We start from the raw sequence: 25,524 nt of genomic DNA, 5'->3' as shown, positions 1-25,524 counted from the left end.
AGTTTCGAGAGTGTGATGCGCATGGTCGCTCGCGGCGCCGGCTTGGCGATTGTGCCGCTGGCGGCCGTCGAACGCTGGCCGGGGGAGATCTGACGCAGCCAGGTTTGCAGCTCTTCGTCGTATTTGCGGTTACGCAGTACGGTCATCGCTTGCTGCTCACGGGCCTGGGTGGTGCTGTCAGTGGCGCGACGGCCAAGGACTTCCAGGACGTGCCAGCCATATTGGGTCTTGAACGGCTTGGACAGTTGACCTTGTGGGGTCTTGGCCATTACTTCGCGGAACTCCGGAACCACGGCGTTCGGGTCGATCCAGCTCATGTCACCGCCGTTAAGGGCGGAACCCGGATCTTCCGAGTAGCTTTTCGCGAGTTCGGCGAAATCTTCGCCCGCTTCGATGCGGGTATAGAGCGACTGAGCCAGGGCTCTGGTCTTCTCTTCATCGCGGATCGGGCTAGGCTTGACCAGAATGTGGCGCACATGCACTTCGTCGCGCATCTGGGTTTCGCCGCCACGCTTGTCGAGGATCTTCAAGATAATGAAGCCGCCCGGTGTACGCATCGGCTGAGTTACATCGCCAACCGTCATCGTGCTCAGCATGCGATCAAACGGCGGTGGCAATTGAGCAGCTTTGCGCCAGCCCATGTCGCCGCCTTCGAGAGCGGTTTCACTGGCGGACTTGGCAATGGCCAACTGACCGAAGTCAGCGCCTTGCTTGAGCTGCTGGTAAACCGCGTCTGCTTGCTTGGCTGCGTTCTGAATCGCATCGGAGTTGGCGCTTTCCGGTGTAGGAATCAGGATGTTGGCCAGGCGAAACTCTTCGGACAATTGCATTTTGCCCACGTCGGAAGCGAGGAAGTTTTTCACTTCCTGCTCGGAGACCTGAATGCGTTCGGCCACACGACGCTGACGCACGCGGCTGATGATCATCTCGCGACGAATCTGGTCGCGGGCGTCGTCGTAGGACAGGCCGTCGTGAGCCAGGGCTGCACGGAACTGATCAATCGACATGTTGTTGCGCTGGGCAATGGTGCCGACTGCCTGGTTCAACTCTTCGTCGGTGATGCGGATGCCGGAACGCTCGCCGATCTGCAGTTGCAGGTTTTCGACGATCAGACGCTCAAGCACTTGCTGATCCAGCACGCCAACAGGTGGCACCGCAGCGCCACGCTTGGCGATGGTTTGCTGAACCTCGCGGACCCGTTGGTCCAGTTGGCTCTGCATGACCACGTCGTTATCGACGATGGCCACCACTTTGTCGATGGACTGTACCGCGGCGTTCGCCGCAGTACCCAGGAACAGCGCGCCCAACACTAAAGGGCGCAGACAATCAGAAAGCTTGGTCTTCACGTTCACGATAACCTTGGATGCCTTTGTCGAGGAAGCTCTCTACTTTGGCGCCGGTGAGGCCGCCGAGACCTTTCAGAACGATTTGTAGGAAGACGCCGTGGTCGCCTTTTTCGTTTTGCGGGGCTTCTTGACTGAACTCGTCGTACGAAACCCAGTAACGGTTGATCAGGCGCAGTTTCCAGCAGCAGTTGTCGTACTCAAAACCACCAAAGGCTTCCAGGGTACGGTTGCGGTTGTAGTCGTACTGCCAGCGGCTGATGGCGTTCCACTGCGGCACGATCGGCCAGATCACCGAGAAGTCGTGCTGTTCAATCTTGTAGTAATCCTTCACGTAGCCAGGTTGCCCCGGGGTGCCATAGTCACCGCCGCCCACCTGCCATTTACCGCTGTTCTGGTCGTAACGAACCTGGTCATTGCGATAGCGATAACCGGCGTTGATGACCTTGTTCGGGTTGTCTTCAGGCTGGTAGTGGAACATCGCGCTGCCCGAGCGAGGGCTGCGGCTATCCGGGTCCCAGTTGTAGTCGGCCGTCGTGCGCCAATCGCGGTTCCAGCGGTATTCGTATTCCAGTGCATAAGGAGAAACATTGGAATGCGCATCTTGGCGGGTCTTGGCATCGATCCCCGGCAACTGGACTTCACGATCCTTGAAGTACAGGGCCTGGCCGACACTGATACGTTGACGTTCGAAACCGTCATCTTCAATCCAGCGGTTGGTCACGCCCAGCGACAGTTTGTTCTCGTCGCCAACACGGTCGGAACCGGAGAAACGGTTGTCGCGGAACAGCGAGGCATAATTGAAGGTGTATTCGCTCGTGTCGAAAACAGGAATGTCTTCCTGGTTTTCCTGTGGCACGTAGAGGTAGTAGAGGCGCGGTTCAAGGGTTTGACGATAGTTTTTGCCGAACCATTGAGTGTTGCGATCGAAATACAGGCCGCTGTCGATGCTGGCAATCGGAACGCCACGGTTCTGGTTGCTGCCGAAGGTGCCGTTGAGCTTGTCTGTTTCTGCCGACTGCGCAGCAATCTGGTTTTTACCGATGCTGTCCAGATCCAGTTGGTACTGGGTGTACTGGTACTTGAGCGTTGGTTTAATGAAACCATACGTCCAATTCAGCGGCAGGCTGACGGCTGGTGCCAGGTTGAGGCGGTCGCCATTGGCGCGCGCCAGGCCTTGAACGTTGGTGTCCAGACGAGGAGTCACATTGCCGTCTTCGTCGGTGAACGTGCCGTTTTTCAGGTCACGATCAAACCGTACGATTTCAGTGTTGTAAGTGAAATTCAGGCCGTTTGGATGATAGGGCAGTGCGCCGTCAAAGGTGATCTGCGGCAAACGATCGTATGGAGTGATGTTGGAAACGGTCGCCAGCTGATAGGCCTGCGCATTGATGCGCGCGGTATAGCTGTCGCCGCGATAGCTGACGGAACCTTGCTGGTTCACGTAGTCCGCACTTTTCACGCCAATCTGATCAGTCTGCAAATCCTGGAAGTAATAAGGATCGCTGATCTTGGTGTAATCGACCTGCGTGAAGACACGCGAATCCAGACCGCCCTTGTGCTGCCAGTTATACATGTAGCGGTTTTTCTGGTAGTCGGTCTGGTTGCTGCGATCGGTGTCTTCGTCGTTCAGATAAGCAGCGCCGAACTGACCTTCGCTGGATGGCGTCAGGTAACGGAACTCGCCTTCCATCAACAAGCCGTGCTTGCTCATGTAGCGCGGGTACAACGTGGCATCGTAGTTTGGCGCCAGGTTGAAGTAATACGGAGTGACCAGCATGAAGCCGGTATCGCTGCCGGTGCCGATGGTCGGCGGCAGGAAGCCGGATTGGCGACGGTCGTCGATCGGGAAGTAAATGTACGGCGTGTACAGAACCGGAATGTCCTTGACGCGCAGTGTCACGTTGGTCGCGGTACCGAAACCGGTGGCCGGGTTCAAGGTGATGTTGTTGCCCTTGAGCTGCCAGGCGTTGCTGCTCGGTTCGCACGTGGTGTACGTACCATCCTTGAGGCGGATGATCGCGTTTTCGGAGCGTTTGGCGTACAGCGCGTTACCGCGGATACGCGATTTGTGCATCACGTATTCAGCGTTATCGACCTTGGCTTCACCGGTGTCGAGCTGCACGTCAGCGTGGTCGCCCACGATCAGTGCGCCGTTGTCGCGGATGCGCACGTCGCCATTGAGTTCGGCGCGGCTCTCGGCCTGATACAGGCTGGCCTCGTCGGACTCGACCTGCATGCTGCCCTGGCGCAACACGACGTCACCGGCCAGCGTACCGACCTGATCTTCGGTGTTGTAGCGCGAGGCCTTGGCGCCGATAAAGGTCGGAGCGTCACTTTTATTCGTCTTGTCGTTCATGCCGGGACGAATCGGTTCGATATAGGAACCAGAGCAGTAAGGACCCGCTTCGGCCAACTGCGCGGCGGTGAGATTCTCACGCGGAACCCAGTCGAGGTGGCTGTAGTCTGCACTACGCGCCTTCAGGCCACGGCCCTTGGCGTCGGTAACCAGCGCTTTCTTGTCGGCGGTCGCTTCGCTGGCGCTTTCGGCCTCAGCTTCGCCACTGGCGACTGCGTTGCCGTCATGGACAGGACGCGGGGGCAATGCCGCCGCTGGCGTTTTTGGCGCACAGTCCCAGGCACCCGAAGCAGAGACTGAGCAGTCATACTGTTCCGCGGCGACCACGTACGAAGTGGCTAGGGGTTGCAGGGCCAGCAAACTGCCGGTAACCAGCAACGGAAATTTTTTACGAAACGCGGGGGATTTCAATGCCATCTTATTAGTCCGGGCTTCCTGCGTGCCATCTGCCCGCGGTGTGGGCCGCACGCCTCTCGATGGTCTGAAAAAGATGCTGGATAATAAAGCATGACCCGCTTGACGGCTAGCGCCGTCGGAGACCCTTGCAATGCCTGACCAAGATGTACGTTTGCAACACCTGAAAGTTTGGCTCGATGAACAGCTGGCGATCCTCTTTGCAGATCAGGGCTGGGGCGCCGTACCCCCGGCCACGTTGACTGCGGCCAGCAGTGACGCGAGTTTTCGGCGCTATTTTCGCTGGGAGGGCGAAGGCAAAAGTTTCATCGTGATGGACGCTCCTCCACCCCAGGAAAACTGCAAACCCTTCGTGGATATCGCTTTTTTGCTGGAAAAATCCGGAATTAATGTGCCGAAAATTTATGCCGAAGACCTCGATCGCGGTTTTCTTTTGCTCAACGACCTGGGCAACAAGACCTTTCTCGACGTCATCGACAGCGAAAATGCCGACGTTTTGTTCAACGATGCCTTACAAGCCTTGCTCGCTTTTCAGCAATTGCCGATGGTGGCGCCGCTGCCGAGTTATGACGTGGCGTTGCTGCGTCGCGAGCTGGAATTGTTTCCCGAGTGGTACGTGAAGCATGAGCTGGGCATCGAGTTCGACTCGGCCCAGCAAACGCTCTGGCAGAACGTTACCGATGTGCTGATCGACAGCGCCCTGGCGCAGCCCAAAGTGCTGGTGCACCGCGACTACATGCCGCGCAACCTGATGCTCAGCGAGCCGAACCCTGGCGTGCTGGATTTCCAGGACGCGGTGTATGGCCCCGTGACCTACGACGTGACCTGCCTGTTCAAGGATGCATTCCTCAGTTGGCCCGAAGAGCGCGTGCACGGCTGGCTGGAAAGCTACTGGCAGCAAGCGGGCGCACTGGGTATTCCGGTGCAACCTGACTTCGAAGAGTTCCGCCGTGCCAGCGACCTGATGGGCGTGCAACGTCACCTGAAGGTGATCGGCATCTTCGCCCGCATCTGCCATCGCGACGGCAAACCGCGCTACCTCGCCGACGTGCCGCGTTTCTTTGCTTATATAGACGCCGTGATCGCCCGTCGTCCTGAGCTGGCCGAGCTGGATGTGTTGCTGCTGAGCCTGCGCGCCGGAGCGACAGCATGAAGGCAATGATTCTGGCCGCGGGCAAGGGCGAGCGCATGCGTCCGCTGACCCTGACCACTCCCAAACCGCTGATTCACGCAGGCGGCGTGCCCCTGATCGAATATCACTTGAAGGCCTTGGCGATTGCCGGGTTCACCGAGATCGTGATCAACCACGCCTGGCTGGGTCAGCAGATCGAAAATTATCTGGGTGATGGCTCGCAGTACGGCGTGCGCATTCAGTACTCGCCCGAAGGTGAACCGCTGGAAACCGGGGGCGGTATCTTTCGCGCGTTGCCGTTGCTGGGCGACGATGCGTTCCTGGTGGTCAATGGCGACATCTGGACCGATTACGACTTCAGTGTGTTGCACCAACCTATCGCCGGGTTGGCGCATCTGGTGCTGGCCGACAACCCGGCCCATCACCCGACCGGCGATTTCATCCTGGTCGACGGGCGCGTGCGCGATGGTCAGCCGGACTCTTCGACCCTGACTTACAGCGGTATCGCGGTGTTGCATCCGCAGTTGTTCGACGGTTGTGCGGAGGGCGCCTTCAAACTGGCGCCGCTGTTGCGCAAGGCCATGGCCGAAGGGCAGGTCAGCGGTGAAAAGCTGCACGGCCATTGGGTCGATGTCGGCACGCACGAACGTCTGGCGCAAGCTGAAACCTTGATAGAAGCGAGTCGCTGAGATGCTGTGGCCAGGGACTCTGATTGGAGCCGGGGCGGGCTTTGCCATAGCCAGCATTCCGGGGGCCATGCTTGGCGCTTTGTTGGGGCAGGCGCTGGACCGGCGTTTGCACTTGCAAAGCTTCGGGCATTTGCGTGAAAGGCTCGGCGGCAAACCGATGCTGCGTAACGATGAACTGCTTTTTGTGTTACTGGGCCGATTGGCTAAATGCGACGGGCGAGTGGTGGAGGGGCATATCCAGCAGGCGCGCCAGGAGATGCAGGCGCTGGAAATGACTGAACCGGCCAAGCGTCGCGCGATTGCGGCGTTCAATCGCGGCAAATCGGGCAATGACCGGTTGCGCGGTTACTTGCGCCGCTTGAGCGCTCAACCCCATGCCTCGGAAGGTGTGTTGCGCGCCTGCTGGCGAATGGTCTGGGCCGATGGTCGCGCCGGGAGCGCCGAGCGCGAGCTGATTGCGCAGTGGGGCAAATGGCTGGGCTGGACGCCGTACCAGGTGCAGGCACTGGCGGCTGATTATGAGCCGCACCGACGACCGCAAGTCAGCAGTGCGCTCACGTATCAGGATGCATTGCGCTTATTGGGTGTGTCCGCCACCAGCGAGCCGGCGCAGATCAAGCGGGCTTACCGGCGGCTGCTCAGCCGCCATCACCCGGACAAGATTGCCGGCAGCGGGGCGACGGCGTTGCAGGTGCGTGAAGCGACGGACAAGACGCGCGAGTTGCACACTGCGTACACATTGATTCGTGAGCGGCGGGATTTTCGCTAGCCGGGAGATTTGAGTCGTTTGTGATGCAGCCTTCGCGAGCAAGCCCGCTCCCACAGGGGATCTGCGCCGATCACACCTTTGCGGCCCGCCCAAAAAACCTGTGGGAGCGAGCTTGCTCGCGATGAGGCCGGCAGATTCAACATTGATTTGCCTGTCAGGACGCCTTCGCGAGCAAGCCCGCTCCCACACTGGATCTTCAGTGAACACAGTTTTTATGTTCGACCAGGAACCAGTGTGGGAGCGGGCTTGCTCGCGAATGGGCGCAACGCGGTCTATCAGTCCGCCGCATTCTGCGGATTCAAATACCCGCGCACCCGTCGAAACAGCTGCTCTTGCTCAGCCTTGGCATTGCCCGGCAACGCCTTCAGCGCCACCTGGCTGAACGCTGAAGCTTTCAACCGCTTGCTGGCCTGCATCCGCTCCAGCGCGGCGTTGCGGTCCAGCAGTCTGTCCATATAGAAGATGTCTGCCGTTGGCAGCTTCAGTGTTGGCGTCAATTCGGCCAGCCCGGGTGCTGCCGCCACAGGCGTCTGCGCGGCAACCATTACAAATTTCTCGACTTGCGACGGCTGCTTCTCGCTCAGATAACGCGCCGCCCAATACGCGCCGCTGCCGTGACCCAGGACGACAATGCTGCGGGCACTTTGCTGTTCTGCGTAGGCAATCGCCGCATCGATGCGCGCGAAGATTCGCTCGGCGTCGGCCTTCGTCTGCTCCTCGGTGGTTTCAGCGATCGCCTTGTCGGCAACCTCCGCTTCACCGCCGGCCGCTTGCTCGATGGGCGCGGCGGTGGTCGAGTCCTTGCTGCCGGTCTCCGGAGCCTTGAGCGTTGCCGGCATTTCCATGACGCGTGGCGCGATGGCATCGCTTTGCAGGTCCGGCAAGGTGATACTCAGGCTGCTCCACTTGGCGTCGGGCAGTTTGTTGCGCAATGGCCCGATTGCCTGCGGCCAGTCAGCGGTTTCGCCGGCACCGGGGATGATAATCACCGCGCCCTTGGGGTCGGCGGTATTGGCCGGTTTCCACAGCGCGAGAAAGCTGTCGGTGCCGGCTTGCAGTTGTTGCTGTTCCTGGGCGGGGACTTTGCGCTCAAGTGCTGTCGCTTCTTCCTGACTACGCTCAAGCAGTGGCTGGCGTTCGACCGGTTTTTCTTCAACGGCTTTATCCGCCGCGGCAGGTGCCGGGGTGGCGGCCTCGACAGAAAAGGCGCAAGGCAGGATCAGCGACAGGCACAATGCTGGCAACGCCAGGCGGTAGACAGGGGGCATCGGATATTCCAGGCCAGAAGTTATTCCGGCAGCCTAATGGGTTGGTCAGTATTTGTCAGTGTGTGAGATTTCAATGAAGCGTTTTTGCTGCCTGTGGGTTATCGGCTGGTTGTGGTTTCCCTTGATGAGCTGGGCGGCTTCCGCGCCACCGGCGCATGTCGCGTCCTTGTCCGCCAGCCAACAACAATGGCTGAAAGAGCACGGTGAGTTGCGCGTGGGGGTGGTATTGCAGGCGCCGTTCGCGCAATACGACCGCCGCTTGCAGCGCCTGTCCGGGGTCAACGTCGAGTTGATGAAGTGGCTGGCCAAATCGCTCAAGGTCGAACTCGGCTGGCGTAACTTTCCCGACCTCGAACAACTGGAAGCCGCCGCGCGCGAGGGTGAAATCGACGTTGCGCCAGGGCTGACCCAAACGCCGTCGGGCCTGCGCTTATGGCAGTTTTCCGACCCCTACATGCGTGTGCCGCAACTGGTGGTCAGTGACCAGAAAAGTACCGGTGTGGTGGAACTGGAAAAACTCGGCAGCCAGACGCGCGTCGCCGTGCGCATGCCCAGCGCCACCGCCGATTACTTGCGCAGCAACTATCCCCATCTGAACCTGCAAGGCGTGCCGCTCGAGCGTCAGGCGCTGCAATTGCTGCTGAGCCAGCAGGCCGGCTACGCCGTGGTCGATGAAGCGCAGCTCGGGCGTTTGTCGGTCGAGCCGGAATTCTCCGATCTGGTGGTGGTGGGCGACATCGGCCTGCCGCAACTGCTGCGAGTCGCCACCCGTCGCGACCAGCCGGAACTGGCCGCGATCATCGAAAGCGCGTTGCGGGCAATCCCGGCGAAAGACCTCGAACAGTTGCATAACCAATGGCTGCAACCCAAATACCCGCGACTCACCGAATCGCGGGGCTTCTGGCAAAACCTCTGCCTGCTGCTGGCGGTGTTGATGCTGAGCAGCCTGGCGATTGTGTTCTGGCAGCGGCGCCAGCAACACAGTCTGGAACATCGCCTGCTGGCCGCGCGGGAAGATATCGCGCTGCGGGAAGCCAGCGAAGAAGCCTTGCGCCTGACGCAGTTTTCCATCGATCAAAGCACTGTCGGCATCCTTTGGGTCAATTGGGACAGCCATGTGCGCTACGCCAACCGCGCCGCCGAAACCATGCTCGGCTACAAGGCTGGCGCGATCATTGACCGGCCCTTGATCGACTTCGAGCCGGGGCTGCACATGGACCGCTGGCTGAATCTGTGGAAGCGCGCCCGTGCCAGTGAAGAGGGACCGCAAAGTTTCGAAACCCATTGCGTACGGGCCGACGGCAGCATTTTGCCGACCGACGTTTCGCTGAGTTTCCTGCGCTTTCGCGATGGCGAATACCTGGTGGTTTACCTCAACGACGTGACTGAACGCCGTCGTGCGCTGGCCGCGTTGCAGGAAAGCGAGGCGCGGTTGCAGGGGATTGCCGCCAACGTGCCAGGGTTGGTCTTTCGTCTGGAGCGGGCGCCGGTGACAGGGCAGATCGACTTTGCCTACATCAGTGAAGGCAGTGAGAGCCTGGTCGGTTACTCGCCGGCAGTGCTTGCCCATCGCGACAAAGGCCTGCGCAGTCTGGTGCATCCCGACGACAAGGCGAGTTATCACCTCACCCAGGATCATGCGCTGGACAGCGACAGCGACTGGTCGTGGCAAGGCCGAATCCTGACCCGTCAGGGCGAACAGCGCTGGGCCGAAATCAAGGCGATTACCCGCCGCCTCGAAGACGGCGCGTATGTCTGGGACGGCATCGTCTGGGACATCAGCGAAAGCAAGCGCATCGAGCTGGAACTGGCCAGTTCCCGCGAGCAACTGCGCGAGTTGTCGGCGCATCTGGAGAGCGTGCGGGAAGAGGAGAAGGCCCGCATCGCCCGGGAAGTTCACGACGAACTGGGTCAGATGTTGACCGTGTTGAAACTGGAAACGTCCATGTGCGAATTGGCCTACGCCCAGCTCGACCCCGGTCTGAACGACCGGTTAAACAGCATGAAGCGCTTGATCGCCCAGTTGTTCCAGTTGGTGCGCGACGTGGCGACCGCGCTACGGCCACCGATTCTCGACGCCGGGATCGCCTCGGCCATCGAGTGGCAGGCCCGGCGCTTCGAGGCGCGCACGCAAATTCCTTGTCTGGTGCAGGTGCCGGACAATTTGCCGGCGCTCAGCGATGCCAAGGCCATCGGCCTGTTCCGCATCCTTCAGGAAGCACTGACCAATGTCATGCGCCATGCCCAGGCGCATACTGTCGAGCTCACATTGGCGCTGGAAGGCGACGAGTTGTGCCTGACCGTCAGTGATGATGGCGTAGGATTTGTTCCCGTTACCGGTCGGCCAACATCCTTTGGCGTGGTGGGCATGCGCGAACGGGTGTTGATCATGGGCGGGCAGTTGTCGCTTGAGAGTGAGCCGGGGGAGGGCACGACGTTGAGTGTGCGGGTGCCGGTGGGTGAAGCTTGATAGTTGTTTAGTGCTTTTGCTGACGTCATCGCGAGCAAGCTCGCTCCCATAGGGGATTTGGGTCGTCGCACAAGTCTGTGACACACCTCAATCGCTGTGGGCGCGAGCTTGCTCGCGATAGATTCTGGCCCTGATATAAAAACAATGGAGACGCTTGTGATCCGTGTACTGGTAGCCGAAGACCACACCATCGTTCGCGAAGGCATCAAGCAGTTGATTGGCCTGGCCAAGGATTTGCTGGTGGTGGGGGAGGCGAGCAATGGTGAGCAATTGCTCGAAACCTTGCGGCATGTGCCCTGCGAAGTGGTGTTGCTGGACATCTCCATGCCTGGCGTCAATGGTCTGGAGGCGATCCCGCGGATTCGTGCACTGAATAATCCGCCGGCGATTCTGGTGCTGTCGATGCATGACGAAGCGCAAATGGCTGCGCGGGCGTTGAAGGTGGGCGCGGCGGGTTATGCGACCAAGGACAGCGATCCGGCGCTGCTGCTGACGGCCATCCGCAAGGTCGCGGCGGGCGGGCGTTACATCGACCCGGACCTGGCCGACCGGATGGTCTTCGAGGTGGGTCTCACCGATTCCCGGCCGTTGCATTCGTTATTGTCCGAACGCGAGTTTTCGGTGTTCGAACGCCTGGCTCAAGGTGCGAACGTCAACGACATCGCCCAGCAACTGGCCTTGAGCAGCAAAACCATCAGCACCCACAAGGCGCGGTTGATGCAAAAGCTCAACATCACCTCCCTGGCGGAGCTGGTGAAGTACGCGATGGAACACAAACTCCTCTAAACCCCACCGCCGTTCCCACAGGAATCGCGGTGGCATATCCATTTGCGACAAGCCTGCAACAGCGCTTTCGCCCGTTCCTGCGGCTTGCAGCGTCAAACCTGCCGCTACCCTATCGAATCCCGCCATCCTTGTAGGGCAATCCCTACCCCCAGCCTTCCATCCGGCTGAGGCCATTCTCTCCTGCACCCCGATTTGCGCGGTCCCCAGTGTCCACTAGGCTTAGTCCACAGCAGTCATCAATAACAAAGGTGTGGGTATGAGCCAGGTCGATTCAAACGCAGGGGCCAGCGACATTCTGGTCAGCTTTCGTGGAGTGCAGAAAAGCTACGACGGCGAGAACCTGATCGTCAAAGACCTCAACCTGGACATTCGCAAAGGCGAATTCCTCACCTTGCTCGGGCCGTCCGGTTCCGGCAAGACCACCAGCCTGATGATGCTCGCCGGGTTCGAAACACCGACCGCCGGCGAGATCCTGCTGGCCGGGCGTTCGATCAACAACGTACCGCCGCACAAACGCGACATCGGCATGGTGTTCCAGAACTACGCGCTGTTCCCGCACATGACCGTGTCCGAGAACCTCGCGTTCCCGCTGACCGTGCGCGGCTTGAACAAGAGCGACGTCAGCGACAAGGTCAAAAAAGTCCTGAGCATGGTCCAGCTCGACACCTTCGCCCAGCGCTATCCGGCGCAATTGTCCGGTGGCCAGCAACAGCGCGTGGCGCTGGCTCGCGCACTGGTGTTCGAGCCGCAACTGGTGCTGATGGACGAACCGCTCGGCGCGCTCGACAAACAACTGCGTGAACACATGCAGATGGAGATCAAGCACCTGCACCAGCGCCTCGGCGTGACCGTGGTCTACGTGACCCACGATCAGGGGGAAGCCCTGACCATGTCCGACCGCGTGGCCGTTTTCCACCAAGGCGAGATCCAGCAGATCGCACCGCCGCGCACCCTTTACGAAGAGCCGAAAAACACCTTCGTCGCCAACTTCATCGGCGAGAACAACCGCCTCAACGGCCGTTTGCACAGCCACACCGGCGACCGCTGCATCGTCGAACTCGGTCGCGGGGAAAAAGTTGAAGCGCTGGCGGTCAACGTCGGCAAGACCGGCGAGCCCGTCACGCTGTCGATTCGCCCTGAACGCATCAGCCTTAACGGCGCGAGCGATCAATGCGTCAACCGCTTCTCAGGGAGGGTGGCGGAATTCATCTATCTGGGCGACCACGTCCGGGTTCGCCTGGAAGTCTGCGGCAAGACCGACTTCTTCGTGAAACAACCGATTGCCGAGCTCGACCCTGCTCTGGCCGTTGGCGACGTGGTACCGCTTGGCTGGCAAGTCGAGCACGTTCGCGCGCTCGACCCCCTTTTAGAGGCGAACTGATCGCCCCCTGCAACACCAACCCTGCACGTGGAGAACAATATAAATGTTGAAATCCCTGAAATTCACAGCTCTGGTCATGGGCATGATCGGTGCGGCACACGCGATGGCGGCGGGCCCGGACCTGACCGTGGTGTCCTTCGGCGGGGCGAACAAGGCCGCGCAGGTCAAGGCCTTCTACGCACCGTGGGAAGCGGCGGGCAACGGCAAGATCGTTGCGGGCGAATACAACGGTGAAATGGCCAAGGTCAAAGCCATGGTCGACACCAAGAGCGTGTCCTGGGACCTGGTGGAAGTTGAATCGCCAGAACTGTCCCGTGGCTGCGACGAAGACATGTTCGAGCAACTCGACCCGGCCCTGTTCGGCAAGTCCACGGACTACGTCAAAGGCGCCATCCAGCCGTGCGGCGTGGGCTTCTTCGTGTGGTCGACCGTGCTGGCCTACAACGCCGACAAGCTGAAAACCGCGCCGACCAGTTGGGCCGATTTCTGGGACACCAAGAAATTCCCGGGCAAGCGTGGCCTGCGTAAAGGCGCCAAGTACACCCTCGAATTCGCTCTGATGGCCGACGGCGTTGCGCCCAAAGACGTCTACAAAGTGCTGGCCGGCAAGGACGGGCAGGACCGCGCGTTCAAGAAGCTCGATGAACTCAAACCAAGCATCCAGTGGTGGGAAGCCGGCGCACAACCGCCGCAATACCTCGCATCCGGTGACGTGGTCATGAGTTCGGCCTACAACGGCCGGATCGCCGCCGTGCAGAAAGAAAGCAACCTGAAAGTGGTGTGGAACGGCGGCATCTACGACTTCGACGCGTGGGCGATTCCAAAAGGCCTGGATAAGGCGCGGGCTGACGCGGCGAAGAAATTCATCGCGTTCTCGGTCATGCCGCAACAGCAAAAGACCTACTCGGAAAACATCGCTTACGGCCCGGCCAATATCCAAGCCGTACCGTTGCTGTCCAAGGATGTCCTGAAAGACATGCCGACCACCCCGGAAAACATCGCCAACCAAGTGCAGATCGACGTCAGCTTCTGGGCTGACAACGGCGAGCAACTGGAACAGCGTTTCAATTCCTGGGCTGCGAAGTAACTAGGGGGCTCGCCCTCCTGTGAGGGCGGCTTTTGTGGCGAGGGGGCTTGCCCCCGTTCGGCTGCGTAGCAGTCGTAAACCATTGCTTGCGGTGTATCTAATACATCGGGAGTGCAGGTTTCAGGGGCGCTTCGCGACCCATCGGGGGCAAGCCCCCTCGCCACAAGTTCGCTTCCACACTATCGATTGATCAAAGATTTCCGGAGTACGCCATGGCCACCGCCATTCCCCTGAACGCGGGCACTGACCGCACCTTGAAGCAGCGGCTCAAGCACGCCGAGCGGATCAACCGCTGGAAGGCTCAGGCCTTGATTGCGCCCTTGGTGCTGTTTCTGTTGCTGGTGTTCCTGGTGCCCATCGTCGCGCTGCTCTACAAAAGTGTCGGTAACCCGGAAGTGGTCGGCGGCATGCCGCGTACCGTGACGGCTATCGCCAGTTGGGATGGCCGTGGCCTGCCCGCTGAACCGGTGTATAAGGCCGCCAGCGAAGACCTCGCTGAAGCGCGCAAGAATCAGACCTTGGGCGACCTGTCCAAGCGCTTGAACATGGAGTTGGCCGGCTACCGCAGCCTGCTGACCAAAACCGCCCGTGCGTTGCCGTTCGCCACCGAACCGGCCTCTTATAAAGAAGCGCTGGAAGGCCTCGACGAGCGTTGGGGCGACCCGGCCTACTGGCAAGCGGTGCGCCGCAACACCAGCAGCATCACGCCTTACTACCTGCTGGCGGCGGTGGATCACCGCATCGACGACCTCGGCGAAATCGCCCCGGCCACTCCCGATCAGGCCATCTACCTCGACATCTTCGCCCGCACGTTCTGGATGGGGCTGATCATCACCGTCATCTGCCTGGTGCTCGCGTATCCGTTGGCTTACCTGTTGGCGAACCTGCCGTCGCGGCAAAGCAACCTGTTGATGATTCTGGTGCTGCTGCCGTTGTGGACTTCGATCCTGGTGCGCGTCGCGGCGTGGATCGTGTTGCTGCAATCGGGCGGGCTGATCAACAGCGGGCTGATGGCGATGGGCATTATCGATAAGCCGCTGGAACTGGTGTTCAACCGCACCGGGGTTTACATCTCGATGGTGCACATCCTGCTGCCGTTCATGATTCTGCCGATCTACAGCGTGATGAAAGGCATCTCGCCGACGTACATGCGTGCGGCGATTTCCCTCGGCTGCCACCCGTTCGCCAGTTTCTGGCGGGTGTACTTCCCGCAGACCTACGCCGGTGTCGGCGCCGGTTGCCTGTTGGTGTTCATCCTTGCCATCGGCTACTACATCACCCCGGCGCTGCTGGGCAGCCCGAACGATCAGATGGTCAGCTACTTCGTCGCCTTCTACACCAACACCAGCATCAACTGGGGCATGGCGACCGCACTCGGCGGGCTGTTGCTGTTGGCGACCGTGGTGCTTTATCTGATTTACAACTGGCTGGTGGGCGCCAGCCGCCTGCGCCTGAGCTAAGGGGAGAACGAAATGCTGAGTCCTTATATGTCGCCCATCGAACGGGCGTGGTTCTACAGCTTGCGGATTCTCTGCGGCCTGATTCTGCTGTTCCTGATTCTGCCGGTGCTGGTGATCATTCCGTTGTCGTTCAACTCGGGCAGCTTCCTGGTTTATCCGCTGCAAGGCTTTTCGCTGCACTGGTATCAGGACTTCTTCGCCTCGGCGGAATGGATGCGCGCGCTGAAGAACAGCATCATCGTCGCCCCGGCGGCCACGGTGCTGGCGATGGTGTTCGGTACGCTGGCGGCCATCGGCCTGACGCGGGGCGACTTCCCCGGCAAACCGCTGGTCATGGCGCTGGTTATTTCGCCCATGGTGGTGCCGGTGGTGATCATTGGTGTGGCGAGTTATCTGTTCTTTGCGCCGCTGGGCCTGGGCAACAGCTTCTTCTCGCTGATCGTGGTGCACGCGGTGCTGGGCGTGCCGTTTGTGATCATCACGGTGTCGGCGACGTTGCAGGGGTTTAACCACAACCTTGTGCGGGCCGCTGCGAGCCTGGGGGCTTCGCCGCTGACGGCGTTCCGTCGGGTGACCTTGCCGCTGATCGCGCCGGGGGTGATTTCCGGGGCGCTGTTTGCCTTTGCGACGTCGTTCGATGAAGTGGTGGTGACCTTGTTTCTGGCCGGCCCGGAGCAAGCGACCCTGCCTCGGCAGATGTTCAGCGGTATCCGTGAAAACCTCAGCCCGACCATTGCCGCTGCCGCGACGCTGCTGATCGCGTTCTCGGTGATCCTGCTGCTGACCCTGGAATGGTTGCGTGGCCGCAGCGAAAAACTGCGTACCGCGCAGGTCTGAAGTCTCACACCATCAAAGTGTGGGAGCGGGCTTGCTCGCGAAAGCGGTGTCTCAGTCAACATGATTTTGGCTGACCCACCGCTTTCGCGAGCAAGTCGAATCGTCGCACCGTCCCTCCCACAGTTTTTTGTGGTGCGCTCGGGATCTGCGGTCATTCATGACCTGAATAGCAGACAAACCCCAATCCCCAGCTACTATTGTGCCCAGCTCCCCTACCTGTAAGAGGCTGCGCACGATGGGTCTTTCCTCTTTCAAAATCGCTCACAAACTGATCACCGGCGCAGGTGCCATCGAGCAACTGGCTGCCGAACTTACCCGACTGGATGTCGACAACCCGCTGATCGTCACCGACGCCGCGCTGGTCAAGTCCGGCACGGTAGAGCTGGCGCTGGCGCATTTGGGCGACCGGACCTACGAAGTTTTTGACCGCGTGCTGCCCGACCCGGAAATCGCCATCGTCGAAGACTGCATGCGGGTTTACCGCGAGGGCGGGCATGACGGGTTGATCGGGCTGGGCGGCGGCAGTGCCATCGACATCGCCAAGAGCGTTGCGGCGTATGCCGGTTACCACGGCGCGCTGGAAGATCTGTTCGGCATCGACCAGGTGCCGCGCAAAGGCCCGCCGCTGATCGCCATCCCGACCACCGCCGGCACCGGTTCGGAGGTGACCAACGTCGCGATCCTCTCCGACAAGGCCGCGCAACTGAAGAAAGGCATCGTCAGCGACTATTTATTGCCGGACGTGGCGCTGGTCAGCCCGCAAATGACCCTGACCTGTCCGCGCAGTGTCACTGCGGCCAGTGGCGTCGATGCGTTGGTGCATGCCATCGAATCCTACTTGTCGGTCAGTGCGTCACCGATTACCGATGCGTTGGCCATCGGCGCCATCAAGTTGATCGCCAAGGCGCTGCCCAAGGCCTATGCCAATCCGTCGAACCTGCAAGCCCGTGAAGACATGGCCACCGCCAGCCTGATGGCCGGCATGGCGTTCGGCAATGCCGGGGTCGGCGCGGTGCATGCACTGGCGTATCCGCTGGGCGGGCGGTTCAACATTGCCCACGGCGTGAGTAACGCCTTGCTGCTGCCGTATGTCATGACCTGGAACAAGATGGCCTGCGTCGAGCGCATGCAGGATATTGCCGAGGCCATGGGGGTGAAGACCGCACATCTGAGTCCCAACGAAGCGGCGGACAAAGCCGTGGAGGCGATGGCCGAATTGTGTGCGGCGGTGGAAATCCCGCAAGGGCTGCGCAGTGTCGGTGTGTCCGAGGACGCCATCCCGGCGATGGCCATGGAAGCTGCGGGGATCGAGCGCCTGATGCGCAACAATCCGCGCAAATTGAGCGCCGTCGATATCGAAAAGATCTACCGAGCCGCTTTCTAGAGCCTGCGGTCGATTCCTGATTGAAGGCAGGCCCAATCATCGCGGTCACAGTGCGCGCTTCAAAGCATGAGGTATACAATGCGCGCCATCGTGATTCTGCTCAAAAAAGGTGCGTCATGCAGCCCTTCGTCATTGCTCCGTCGATTCTCTCCGCCGACTTCGCCCGCCTGGGTGAGGAAGTGGACAACGTCCTGGCCGCCGGTGCCGACTTCGTGCACTTCGATGTCATGGACAACCACTACGTACCGAACCTGACCATCGGCCCGATGGTGTGTGCCGCGCTGCGCAAGTACGGCGTGACCGCGCCGATTGACGCGCACCTGATGGTCAGCCCGGTGGACCGCATCGTCGGTGACTTCATCGAGGCCGGCGCGACCTACATCACCTTCCACCCGGAAGCCACGCAGCACGTCGACCGCTCCCTGCAACTGATCCGCGAAGGCGGCTGCAAGGCGGGCCTGGTGTTCAACCCGGCGACCCCGCTGAGCGTGCTCGAGTACGTGATGGACAAGGTCGACATGATCCTGCTGATGAGCGTCAACCCAGGCTTCGGCGGGCAGAAGTTCATCCCCGGCACCCTCGACAAACTGCGTCAGGCCCGCGCGCTGATCGATGCGTCCGGGCGGGATATCCGCCTGGAAATCGACGGCGGCGTGAACGTGAACAACATTCGTGAAATCGCCGCTGCTGGCGCCGACACCTTCGTGGCCGGCTCGGCGATCTTCAATGCGCCGAACTACCAGGAAGTGATCGAGAAGATGCGTTCCGAACTGGCGCTGGCTCGCCCATGAGTGGCTTTGAGCAGCTGTTCCCGGGGCGTCTGCCGCGGCAGGTGATGTTCGATCTGGATGGCACGCTGATCGATTCGGTCCCCGACCTCGCGGTTGCCGTGGATAACATGCTGCTCAAAATGGGCCGCGAGCCCGCCGGCCTTGAGTCAGTGCGCGAGTGGGTCGGCAACGGCGCGCCGGTGCTGGTTCGCCGCGCGCTGGCCGGTGGCATCGACCATTCCACGGTCGATGACGGTGAGGCCGAGGGCGCGCTGGAGATTTTCATGGAGGCTTACAGCGAGAGCCATGAGCTGACCGTGGTTTACCCTGGCGTGCGCGACACCCTGAAGTGGCTGCACAAGCAAGGTGTCGAGATGGCGCTGATCACCAACAAGCCGGAGCGCTTTGTCGCGCCGTTGCTGGATCAGATGAAAATCGGGCGCTACTTCAAATGGATCATCGGCGGCGATACCTTGCCGCAGAAGAAACCCGACCCGGCCGCGCTGTTTTTCGTGATGAAAATGGCCAACATCCCGGCGTCGCAGTCGTTGTTTGTTGGCGACTCGCGCAGCGATGTACTGGCGGCGAAAGCGGCGGGGGTCAAGTGCGTGGCGCTGAGTTATGGCTACAACCATGGCCGGCCGATTGCCGAGGAGTCGCCAGCGCTGGTGATCGACGATCTGCGCAAGCTAATTCCCGGTTGCCTGGATCCGGCCGCTGAGATAACGTTGCCCGACGTTGCTCAACCCCCTTCTGGAAACGCCATCGTGGTGGTCACTCGCAAACTCTGGATGAAAGTCATCAAGGCCCTGGCCCGCTGGCGTTGGCGCGCCTGACTCGATTCTGGCCGGTCATCCGGCGCGTTTGCATACCTGACTGTTAGCACCTCAAGCCACGAGGCTACCCCATGATCCGCGAAGAATTCCTGCGTTTGGCCGCTGCCGGCTATAACCGTATCCCGTTGGCCTGCGAAACCCTGGCCGACTTCGACACGCCGCTGTCGATCTACCTGAAACTGGCCGACGAGCCGAACTCCTACCTGCTGGAATCGGTACAGGGCGGGGAGAAGTGGGGCCGTTACTCGATCATCGGCCTGCCGTGCCGCACCGTGTTGCGGGTTCACGATCACCACATCAGCGTGACCCACGACGGCGTCGAGATCGAAAGTCACGAAGCCGAAGATCCGCTGGCCTTCGTCGAGGAATTCAAGGCTCGCTACAACGTCCCGACCATTGCTGGCCTGCCGCGTTTCAATGGCGGCCTGGTGGGTTACTTCGGTTATGACTGCGTGCGTTATGTGGAGAAGCGTCTGGGCAAGTGCCCGAACCCGGACCCGCTGGGCGTGCCGGACATTTTGCTGATGGTCTCCGACGCGGTGGTGGTGTTCGACAACCTCGCCGGCAAGATGCACGCGATTGTGCTGGCCGATCCGGCGCAGGCCGATGCCTTCGAGCAGGGCCAGGCCCGTCTGGAAGAGCTGCTGGAAAAACTGCGCCAGCCGATCACGCCGCGCCGTGGCCTGGACTTCAGCAAGCAACAATCCGCTGATCCGGTGTTCCGTTCCAGCTTCACCCAGGACGATTACGAAAAAGCCGTCGACACCATCAAGGAATACATCCTCGCCGGTGACTGCATGCAGGTCGTGCCGTCGCAGCGTATGTCGATCGACTTCAAGGCTGCGCCTATCGACTTGTACCGGGCGCTGCGCTGCTTCAACCCGACGCCTTACATGTACTTCTTCAACTTCGGCGACTTCCACGTCGTCGGCAGTTCGCCGGAAGTGCTGGTGCGCGTTGAAGACAACCTGATCACCGTGCGCCCGATTGCCGGCACCCGCCCACGCGGGGCCAACGAAGAGGCTGATCTGGCGCTGGAAAAAGACTTGCTGTCGGACGACAAGGAAATCGCCGAGCACCTGATGCTGATCGATCTGGGTCGTAACGACACCGGTCGTGTTTCGGAAATCGGCTCGGTGAAGCTCACCGAGAAAATGGTCATCGAGCGTTATTCCAACGTGATGCACATCGTTTCCAACGTCACCGGGCAACTGAAGGCGGGGCTGACGGCGATGGACGCGTTGCGGGCGATTCTGCCGGCAGGGACTTTGTCTGGCGCGCCGAAGATTCGGGCGATGGAAATCATCGACGAACTGGAACCGGTCAAGCGGGGCGTCTACGGCGGCGCGGTCGGTTATTTCGCCTGGAACGGCAACATGGACACCGCAATCGCGATTCGCACCGCAGTGATCAAGAATGGCGAATTGCATGTGCAGGCCGGTGGCGGCATCGTCGCCGATTCGGTGCCCGCGCTGGAGTGGGAAGAAACCCTGAACAAGCGCCGCGCCATGTTCCGTGCCGTGGCATTGGCCGAGCAAACCCCGGCCAGTTAATTTCACCCACACCCTGTGGGAGCGGGCTTGCTCGCGAAGAGGCCCTGCCAGTCAGCATCACTGTTGAATGACACACCGCCTTCGCGAGCAAGCCCGCTCCCACAAGAGCATTGCCACCATAAAAAAATGCGGCGCCTGTGAGGGCACCGCATTTTTTATGGTGAGCGCTTTTTGCCTGGGATTTAGAAGTCCAGGCTGACACCCACGTTGACGCCCTGTTGGGTAAAGTCATCATCCTTGCGAATGTTGTAGCTGGCGCGCAGTGCCAGGTCCTTGGTGAGGTTGTGGCTCACCCCCAGGTTCACCCGGTTCAGGTTGGTTTGCGGGGTATAGCCTTCCAGCGTGAACTGGTTGTTCGGCAGGCTGTTGAGGTTGATCGCCACGTCCTGGGTATCGTCGTTGTACTCACGCTCGTGAGCGATTTCGCCGAAGACCTGGGTTTGCGGAGTGATCTGGTACTTGCCCTGGAAACCGATGCCCAGACGTCTGGAAATGCTCTCCTGATCGGCGAAAGTCAGCGCGGTGGAATCAGCACCGTTCTCCGAGTAGCCATCGACTTTGACCTTGGAGAAGTCGGCGCTGACAAACGGCGACAGATGCCACGGGCTGCTCGCCTGTTGCGCAATGTCATAACCGATACGGGCGCTGAAGGCCTCGACGTAGCCACTGGTATCGCCCTTTTCGCCGCGTTCGTTGACGCCCAGCTGGAATTTACGCTTGAGGCTGTCGTAGTCCAGGTGCCCGGCCGTCAACGCCGCATCACCCCACCAGCGGTTTTGCTGATACTGGGCGAACACTGTGCCCAGGTAGGTATTGAGCTTGTAGTCGGAGTCGTTGGTGCCAGCCTCGAGTTTCTGGTTGTAGAAACCCGCCGTCACACCGAGGCGCCAGGCGTCGTTGAGGCGGTAGCTGCCGCCGATGTTCAGGTTGTAACCGTTGCCGTCAGCGCTGACGGCGCTGTCCTGATCATCGAAATCCTGATGCTGGCCGCCGCCGGCAACAATTGCGCGCCATTGGCCAACGCCTTGCCAGTTCTCCCAATCGGCCAGCCATTGATTGCGCAATTCATCCTGATGCGCGCGCACGGTGCCTTGGGCCATTTCCGGCAACAGCGTCAATTCCCACGGTGCGGCCAGCAGGGAATAGGCGTAATCGGCAATCAGGCGTTGCCCGGCTTCGGTCGGGTGAACGGCGTCGTTATAGATCAGCTTGGTCGGGTCCGGGGTGGCGCTGTTGATGCCGTACCGGGCGTTCTCGGTGCAACCGCTGCCGCTGAAGCACGTCGCGGTCAGGTTCTGGTCGGTGGCCAGGCCGAACTGCGCCGGGTTGGCAAAACTTTCCTTGAGCAGCAACGGGATGTTCAGCGGAATCACTTCGGCATTGATGTTCTGCAGGCGGCTCACCAGTTCGGTGTTGAACTGGGCACTGAGCTGCGAGGTGAACGCTTGCAGCGGGCTGCCATTGATTGCCGGGGTCAGGCCGATGTCCGGCAGCAGCCAGACCATGATGTATTTGGCGCCAGCGGTTTGCAGCGTCTGCACGCTGTCGGCCAGGCGGTCGGCGGCGGCGTTGGCTTGCGTCAGGCTGGTCACGCGGCCCTGGAGGAAGTCGTTGCCGCCACCGGACAGGTAATACAGCGCGTTGGGGTCGGCTCGAAAGCCATTCGATGGCAGATAGCCGGCGCGGGTGCGGGCGCCGGTGTCGGAGGTGCTGGTGATCGAATCCAGAATCTGGTCGGTGCGATAACCGCCGACCGCCCAGTTGTTGCCGTCGGGCTGGCCATTGCTGGCGCGCACTGCCGATGACGATGAAGCGGTCTGGTCCGCCGAGTAGCCCAGTTTGCCGCCCAGTATCTGCGTGGAGTTGAGCGAACGGACTTCGCCGCTGCCATCCAGATAAATCGGGCCCGTCCGGTTGGTGTAACGCTGCGTCGACCCGGCAGGTCCGCCCGGGTCGGCGAAGGTCCCGGCGTCGTTGAGACTGTCGCCGAAAACCACGAAATTGGTGTAGGGATTAGGCGCTGCAATCGCCTGGGCGCAGGCAATCGAGAGCAGGCATCCTGCGAGCGGTACGAACAACGTCTGTTTGATCATGAGCAAGTCCGTTTATTTATTGTTGTAGTGAACGAAACGACAGTACCAAAAACTTTCGGCCTTTTGCCATCGGTCGCGAAGCCTTCTATTGAATCGCGAGCAACAGCCCCGGCCATATTGCACGCTCTGCCCAGCTAAGTTACTGTGCCGAGACGTATGAATGAGACCTTCCCCGTGTTGATCATCAGTAAACCCCTGGATCAAGTCATCAAGGCACACGCCCGCTGGCGTTGGCGCGCCTGAATTCTTTTGCCGGCACCGCCGGACCTGTACCGATTTACCTTCTTTACCCGTTTGAAATGCCGCTTTGCTGGCGCCACTCCAGCACCTGACAAAGCGCAGCGCGCTGCGGGCAATCATCCGAAGGTCATCTTTAAAGTCAGTGAATTCAAGAGGTTCCACACGCCATGTTGCTGATGATCGATAACTACGACTCTTTTACCTACAACGTTGTGCAGTACCTCGGTGAGCTAGGCTCCCAGGTCAAAGTCGTGCGCAACGATGAACTCACCATTGCTGAAATCGAAGCCCTCAACCCCGAGCGCATCGTGGTGTCCCCCGGTCCTTGCACCCCGACCGAAGCCGGCATCTCGATCGAAGCGATCAAGCATTTCGCCGGCAAACTACCGATTCTTGGCGTCTGCCTCGGCCATCAATCCATCGGCCAGGCCTTTGGCGGTGATGTGGTCCGCGCCCGTCAAGTGATGCACGGTAAGACTAGCCCGGTATTCCACGAGGACAAGGGCGTATTTGCAGGTCTGAACCGTCCGCTGACGGTGACGCGTTATCACTCGTTGATCGTCAAGCGCGAAACCCTGCCCGATTGCCTGGAGCTGACGGCCTGGACCCAGCTCGAAGACGGCTCGGTCGACGAGATCATGGGCCTGCGCCACAAGACGCTGAATATTGAAGGCGTGCAGTTTCACCCTGAATCGATCCTCACCGAACAGGGCCATGAGCTGTTCGCCAACTTCCTCAAACAAACCGGCGGCACGCGCTAAGGACTTTTCATGAATATCAGGACAGCCCTGAGCCGTATCGTCGATCACCTCGACCTCAGCACCGAAGAAATGCGCGATGTCATGCGTGAAATCATGACCGGGCAATGCTCGGACGCGCAGATCGGCGCGTTCATGATGGCCATGCGCATGAAGAGCGAAAGCATCGACGAAATCGTCGGCGCGGTCTCGGTGATGCGTGAGCTGGCCGACAAGGTTGAACTCAAGACCCTCGACGGCGTGGTCGATGTGGTCGGCACCGGCGGTGATGGCGCCAATATTTTCAACGTATCGACGGCGTCCTCGTTCGTCGTCGCCGCCGCGGGTTGCACCGTGGCCAAACACGGCAACCGTGCCGTTTCGGGCAAGAGCGGCAGCGCCGATCTGCTGGAGGCGGCGGGGATCTACCTGAACCTGACCCCGGTTCAAGTGGCGCGCTGCATCGACAACGTCGGCATCGGTTTCATGTTCGCCCAGACCCACCACAGCGCCATGAAGTACGCGGCCGGCCCGCGCAAGGATCTTGGCCTGCGTACCCTGTTCAACATGCTCGGCCCGCTTACGAATCCGGCCGGTGTGAAACATCAGGTGGTGGGTGTGTTCACTCCGACGCTGTGCCGGCCATTGGCCGAAGTCTTGCAGCGTCTGGGCAGCAAGCATGTGCTGGTGGTGCATTCGAAGGACGGTCTGGACGAATTCAGTCTGGCTGCGCCGACCTTTGTCGCGGAGCTGAAAAACGACCAGATCACCGAGTATTGGGTCGAGCCCGAAGATTTGGGCATGAAGAGCCAGAGCCTGCACGGTCTGTCGGTGGACAGCCCGGCCGCGTCCCTGGAGCTGATTCGCGATGCCCTGGGCAAGCGCAAGACCGAGAACGGCCAGAAAGCGGCCGAGATGATTGTGCTCAATGCCGGTGCGGCGTTGTATGCCGCCGACCTGGCGACCAGTTTGAGAGAGGGCGTTGCCCTGGCGCACGATGCGCTGCACACCGGCCTCGCTCGGGAAAAGCTTGAGGAGTTGGGTGCATTTACCGCGGTATTCAAAGTGGAGAATGAGGGATGAGTGTACCGACGGTTCTGGAAAACATTCTGGCCCGCAAAGTCCAGGAAGTTGCCGAGCGTAGCGCTCGCGTGAGTCTGGCGGAGCTGGAAAGTCTGGCCAAGGCGGCCGATGCACCCCGTGGTTTCGCTCAGGCACTGATTGCCCAGGCCAAACTGAAGCAGCCGGCAGTCATTGCGGAAATCAAGAAAGCCTCGCCGAGCAAAGGCGTGATTCGCGAGAACTTCCTGCCAGCCGACATCGCCAGAAGTTACGAGAAGGGCGGCGCGACGTGTCTGTCGGTGCTGACCGATATCGATTACTTCCAGGGCGCCGATGCCTACCTGCAACAGGCGCGTGCGGCGTGCAAACTGCCGGTGATCCGCAAGGACTTCATGATCGATCCTTACCAGATCGTTGAAGCCCGCGCGTTGGGCGCTGACTGTGTGCTGTTGATCGTCTCCGCGCTGGATGACGTGAAAATGGCCGAGCTGGCGGCGGTGGCGAAAAGCGTCGGCCTCGACGTGCTGGTGGAAGTTCACGACGGCGACGAACTGGAGCGGGCCTTGAAGACCCTCGACACGCCGTTGGTCGGCGTCAACAATCGCAACCTGCACACCTTCGATGTCAGCCTGGAAACCACGCTTGACCTGCTGCCGCGCATTCCGCGCGATCGCTTGGTGATCACCGAAAGCGGCATCCTCAATCGGGCCGATGTCGAGCTGATGGAGATCAGCGACGTGTATGCGTTCCTGGTCGGCGAAGCGTTCATGCGCGCCGAAAATCCGGGCACCGAGTTGCAGCGGTTGTTCTTCCCGGAGCGTGGCGCAGCGGTGAGTGGTTCTACACTCGATTGA

20 protein-coding genes are annotated in these 25,524 nt (G+C 60.5%); 16 read left to right on the top strand and 4 right to left on the bottom strand.

Annotation, left to right across the window (positions count from 1 at the left end):
• Window positions 1-1,352: peptidylprolyl isomerase SurA (gene surA, locus ACQKP4_RS18205; RefSeq protein ID WP_427635042.1), on the bottom strand; the 1,352-nt coding region annotated here is incomplete at its 3' end.
• The gene (locus tag ACQKP4_RS18200) at window positions 1,327-4,119 is read right to left on the bottom strand and encodes an LPS-assembly protein LptD (RefSeq protein WP_427635041.1); all 2,793 of its coding nucleotides are present in this window, start codon (window positions 4,117-4,119) and stop codon (window positions 1,327-1,329) included. The genes ACQKP4_RS18200 and surA, both read right to left, overlap by 26 nt.
• A gap of 130 nt (window positions 4,120-4,249) precedes the next feature.
• On the opposite strand from ACQKP4_RS18200, the gene ACQKP4_RS18195 reads away from it, so the two are divergent.
• From ACQKP4_RS18195 to ACQKP4_RS18185, 3 genes are read left to right on the top strand one after another with little or no spacing between them, the layout of a single operon-like run.
• Entirely contained in the window at window positions 4,250-5,269 is a 1,020-nt protein-coding gene (locus ACQKP4_RS18195) for an aminoglycoside phosphotransferase family protein (RefSeq protein ID WP_427635040.1), read from the top strand.
• Entirely contained in the window at window positions 5,266-5,937 is a 672-nt protein-coding gene (gene murU / locus ACQKP4_RS18190; protein ID WP_427635039.1) for an N-acetylmuramate alpha-1-phosphate uridylyltransferase MurU, read from the top strand. Before ACQKP4_RS18195 ends, murU begins: the two co-directional genes overlap by 4 nt.
• A 1-nt stretch (window position 5,938) precedes the next feature.
• Entirely contained in the window at window positions 5,939-6,706 is a 768-nt protein-coding gene (locus tag ACQKP4_RS18185; protein WP_427635038.1) for a TerB family tellurite resistance protein, read from the top strand.
• A 275-nt stretch (window positions 6,707-6,981) separates the two neighbouring features.
• Here ACQKP4_RS18185 and ACQKP4_RS18180 read toward each other — a convergent pair whose 3' ends face one another.
• Window positions 6,982-7,974: an alpha/beta hydrolase family protein gene (locus ACQKP4_RS18180; protein ID WP_427635037.1), complete on the bottom strand. Its 993-nt coding sequence runs from the start codon at window positions 7,972-7,974 to the stop codon at window positions 6,982-6,984.
• 73 nt (window positions 7,975-8,047) lie between these two features.
• Between ACQKP4_RS18180 and ACQKP4_RS18175 the strand changes: the two genes are divergently transcribed.
• From ACQKP4_RS18175 to trpE, 10 genes are all read left to right on the top strand, one after another.
• Entirely contained in the window at window positions 8,048-10,444 is a 2,397-nt protein-coding gene (locus ACQKP4_RS18175) for a PAS domain-containing sensor histidine kinase (protein ID WP_427635036.1), read from the top strand.
• A gap of 144 nt (window positions 10,445-10,588) precedes the next feature.
• Entirely contained in the window at window positions 10,589-11,230 is a 642-nt protein-coding gene (locus tag ACQKP4_RS18170; RefSeq protein ID WP_427635035.1) for a response regulator, read from the top strand.
• 256 nt (window positions 11,231-11,486) lie between these two features.
• Window positions 11,487-12,611, top strand: coding sequence for an ABC transporter ATP-binding protein (locus ACQKP4_RS18165; protein ID WP_427635034.1), 1,125 nt, complete (start codon window positions 11,487-11,489; stop codon window positions 12,609-12,611).
• A gap of 43 nt (window positions 12,612-12,654) precedes the next feature.
• Window positions 12,655-13,698, top strand: a complete 1,044-nt coding sequence (locus tag ACQKP4_RS18160; RefSeq protein ID WP_427635033.1) for an ABC transporter substrate-binding protein — start codon at window positions 12,655-12,657, stop codon at window positions 13,696-13,698.
• Window positions 13,699-13,910: 212 nt separating this feature from the next.
• On the top strand, window positions 13,911-15,158 hold the full coding sequence (locus ACQKP4_RS18155; RefSeq protein WP_427635032.1) for an ABC transporter permease: 1,248 nt from the start codon (window positions 13,911-13,913) through the stop codon (window positions 15,156-15,158).
• A gap of 12 nt (window positions 15,159-15,170) precedes the next feature.
• A complete protein-coding gene (locus ACQKP4_RS18150) occupies window positions 15,171-15,995 on the top strand; it encodes an ABC transporter permease (RefSeq protein WP_427635031.1) in 825 nt (274 codons plus the stop codon).
• A gap of 235 nt (window positions 15,996-16,230) precedes the next feature.
• Entirely contained in the window at window positions 16,231-17,379 is a 1,149-nt protein-coding gene (locus ACQKP4_RS18145; RefSeq protein WP_427635030.1) for an iron-containing alcohol dehydrogenase, read from the top strand.
• A 116-nt stretch (window positions 17,380-17,495) separates the two neighbouring features.
• Entirely contained in the window at window positions 17,496-18,170 is a 675-nt protein-coding gene (gene rpe, locus ACQKP4_RS18140) for a ribulose-phosphate 3-epimerase (protein ID WP_092277324.1), read from the top strand.
• A complete protein-coding gene (locus ACQKP4_RS18135) occupies window positions 18,167-18,985 on the top strand; it encodes a phosphoglycolate phosphatase (protein ID WP_427635029.1) in 819 nt (272 codons plus the stop codon). The genes rpe and ACQKP4_RS18135 overlap by 4 nt, the downstream gene beginning before the upstream one ends.
• Window positions 18,986-19,056: 71 nt before the next feature.
• Window positions 19,057-20,538, top strand: a complete 1,482-nt coding sequence (trpE, locus tag ACQKP4_RS18130; RefSeq protein WP_427635028.1) for an anthranilate synthase component I — start codon at window positions 19,057-19,059, stop codon at window positions 20,536-20,538.
• A 182-nt stretch (window positions 20,539-20,720) separates the two neighbouring features.
• Here trpE and estP read toward each other — a convergent pair whose 3' ends face one another.
• Complete coding sequence (estP, locus tag ACQKP4_RS18125) at window positions 20,721-22,631, bottom strand: esterase EstP (protein ID WP_427635027.1); 1,911 nt, start codon at window positions 22,629-22,631, stop codon at window positions 20,721-20,723.
• 407 nt (window positions 22,632-23,038) lie between these two features.
• Between estP and ACQKP4_RS18120 the strand changes: the two genes are divergently transcribed.
• Genes ACQKP4_RS18120 through trpC form a run of 3 tightly spaced genes read left to right on the top strand, consistent with a single transcriptional unit; the run spans window position 23,039 to window position 25,524 of the window.
• Complete coding sequence (locus ACQKP4_RS18120; RefSeq protein ID WP_007980194.1) at window positions 23,039-23,632, top strand: aminodeoxychorismate/anthranilate synthase component II; 594 nt, start codon at window positions 23,039-23,041, stop codon at window positions 23,630-23,632.
• Window positions 23,633-23,641: 9 nt separating this feature from the next.
• Window positions 23,642-24,691, top strand: coding sequence for an anthranilate phosphoribosyltransferase (trpD, locus tag ACQKP4_RS18115; RefSeq protein ID WP_427635026.1), 1,050 nt, complete (start codon window positions 23,642-23,644; stop codon window positions 24,689-24,691).
• The gene (gene trpC, locus ACQKP4_RS18110; protein ID WP_427635025.1) at window positions 24,688-25,524 is read left to right on the top strand and encodes an indole-3-glycerol phosphate synthase TrpC; all 837 of its coding nucleotides are present in this window, start codon (window positions 24,688-24,690) and stop codon (window positions 25,522-25,524) included. The genes trpD and trpC overlap by 4 nt, the downstream gene beginning before the upstream one ends.

The organism is Pseudomonas sp. NPDC086278, from assembly GCF_050280905.1.
GTDB lineage: Bacteria > Pseudomonadota > Gammaproteobacteria > Pseudomonadales > Pseudomonadaceae > Aquipseudomonas.
The sequence above is the reverse complement of the archived record's forward strand: the minus strand, read 5'-3'. Positions and strand labels throughout refer to the sequence as shown.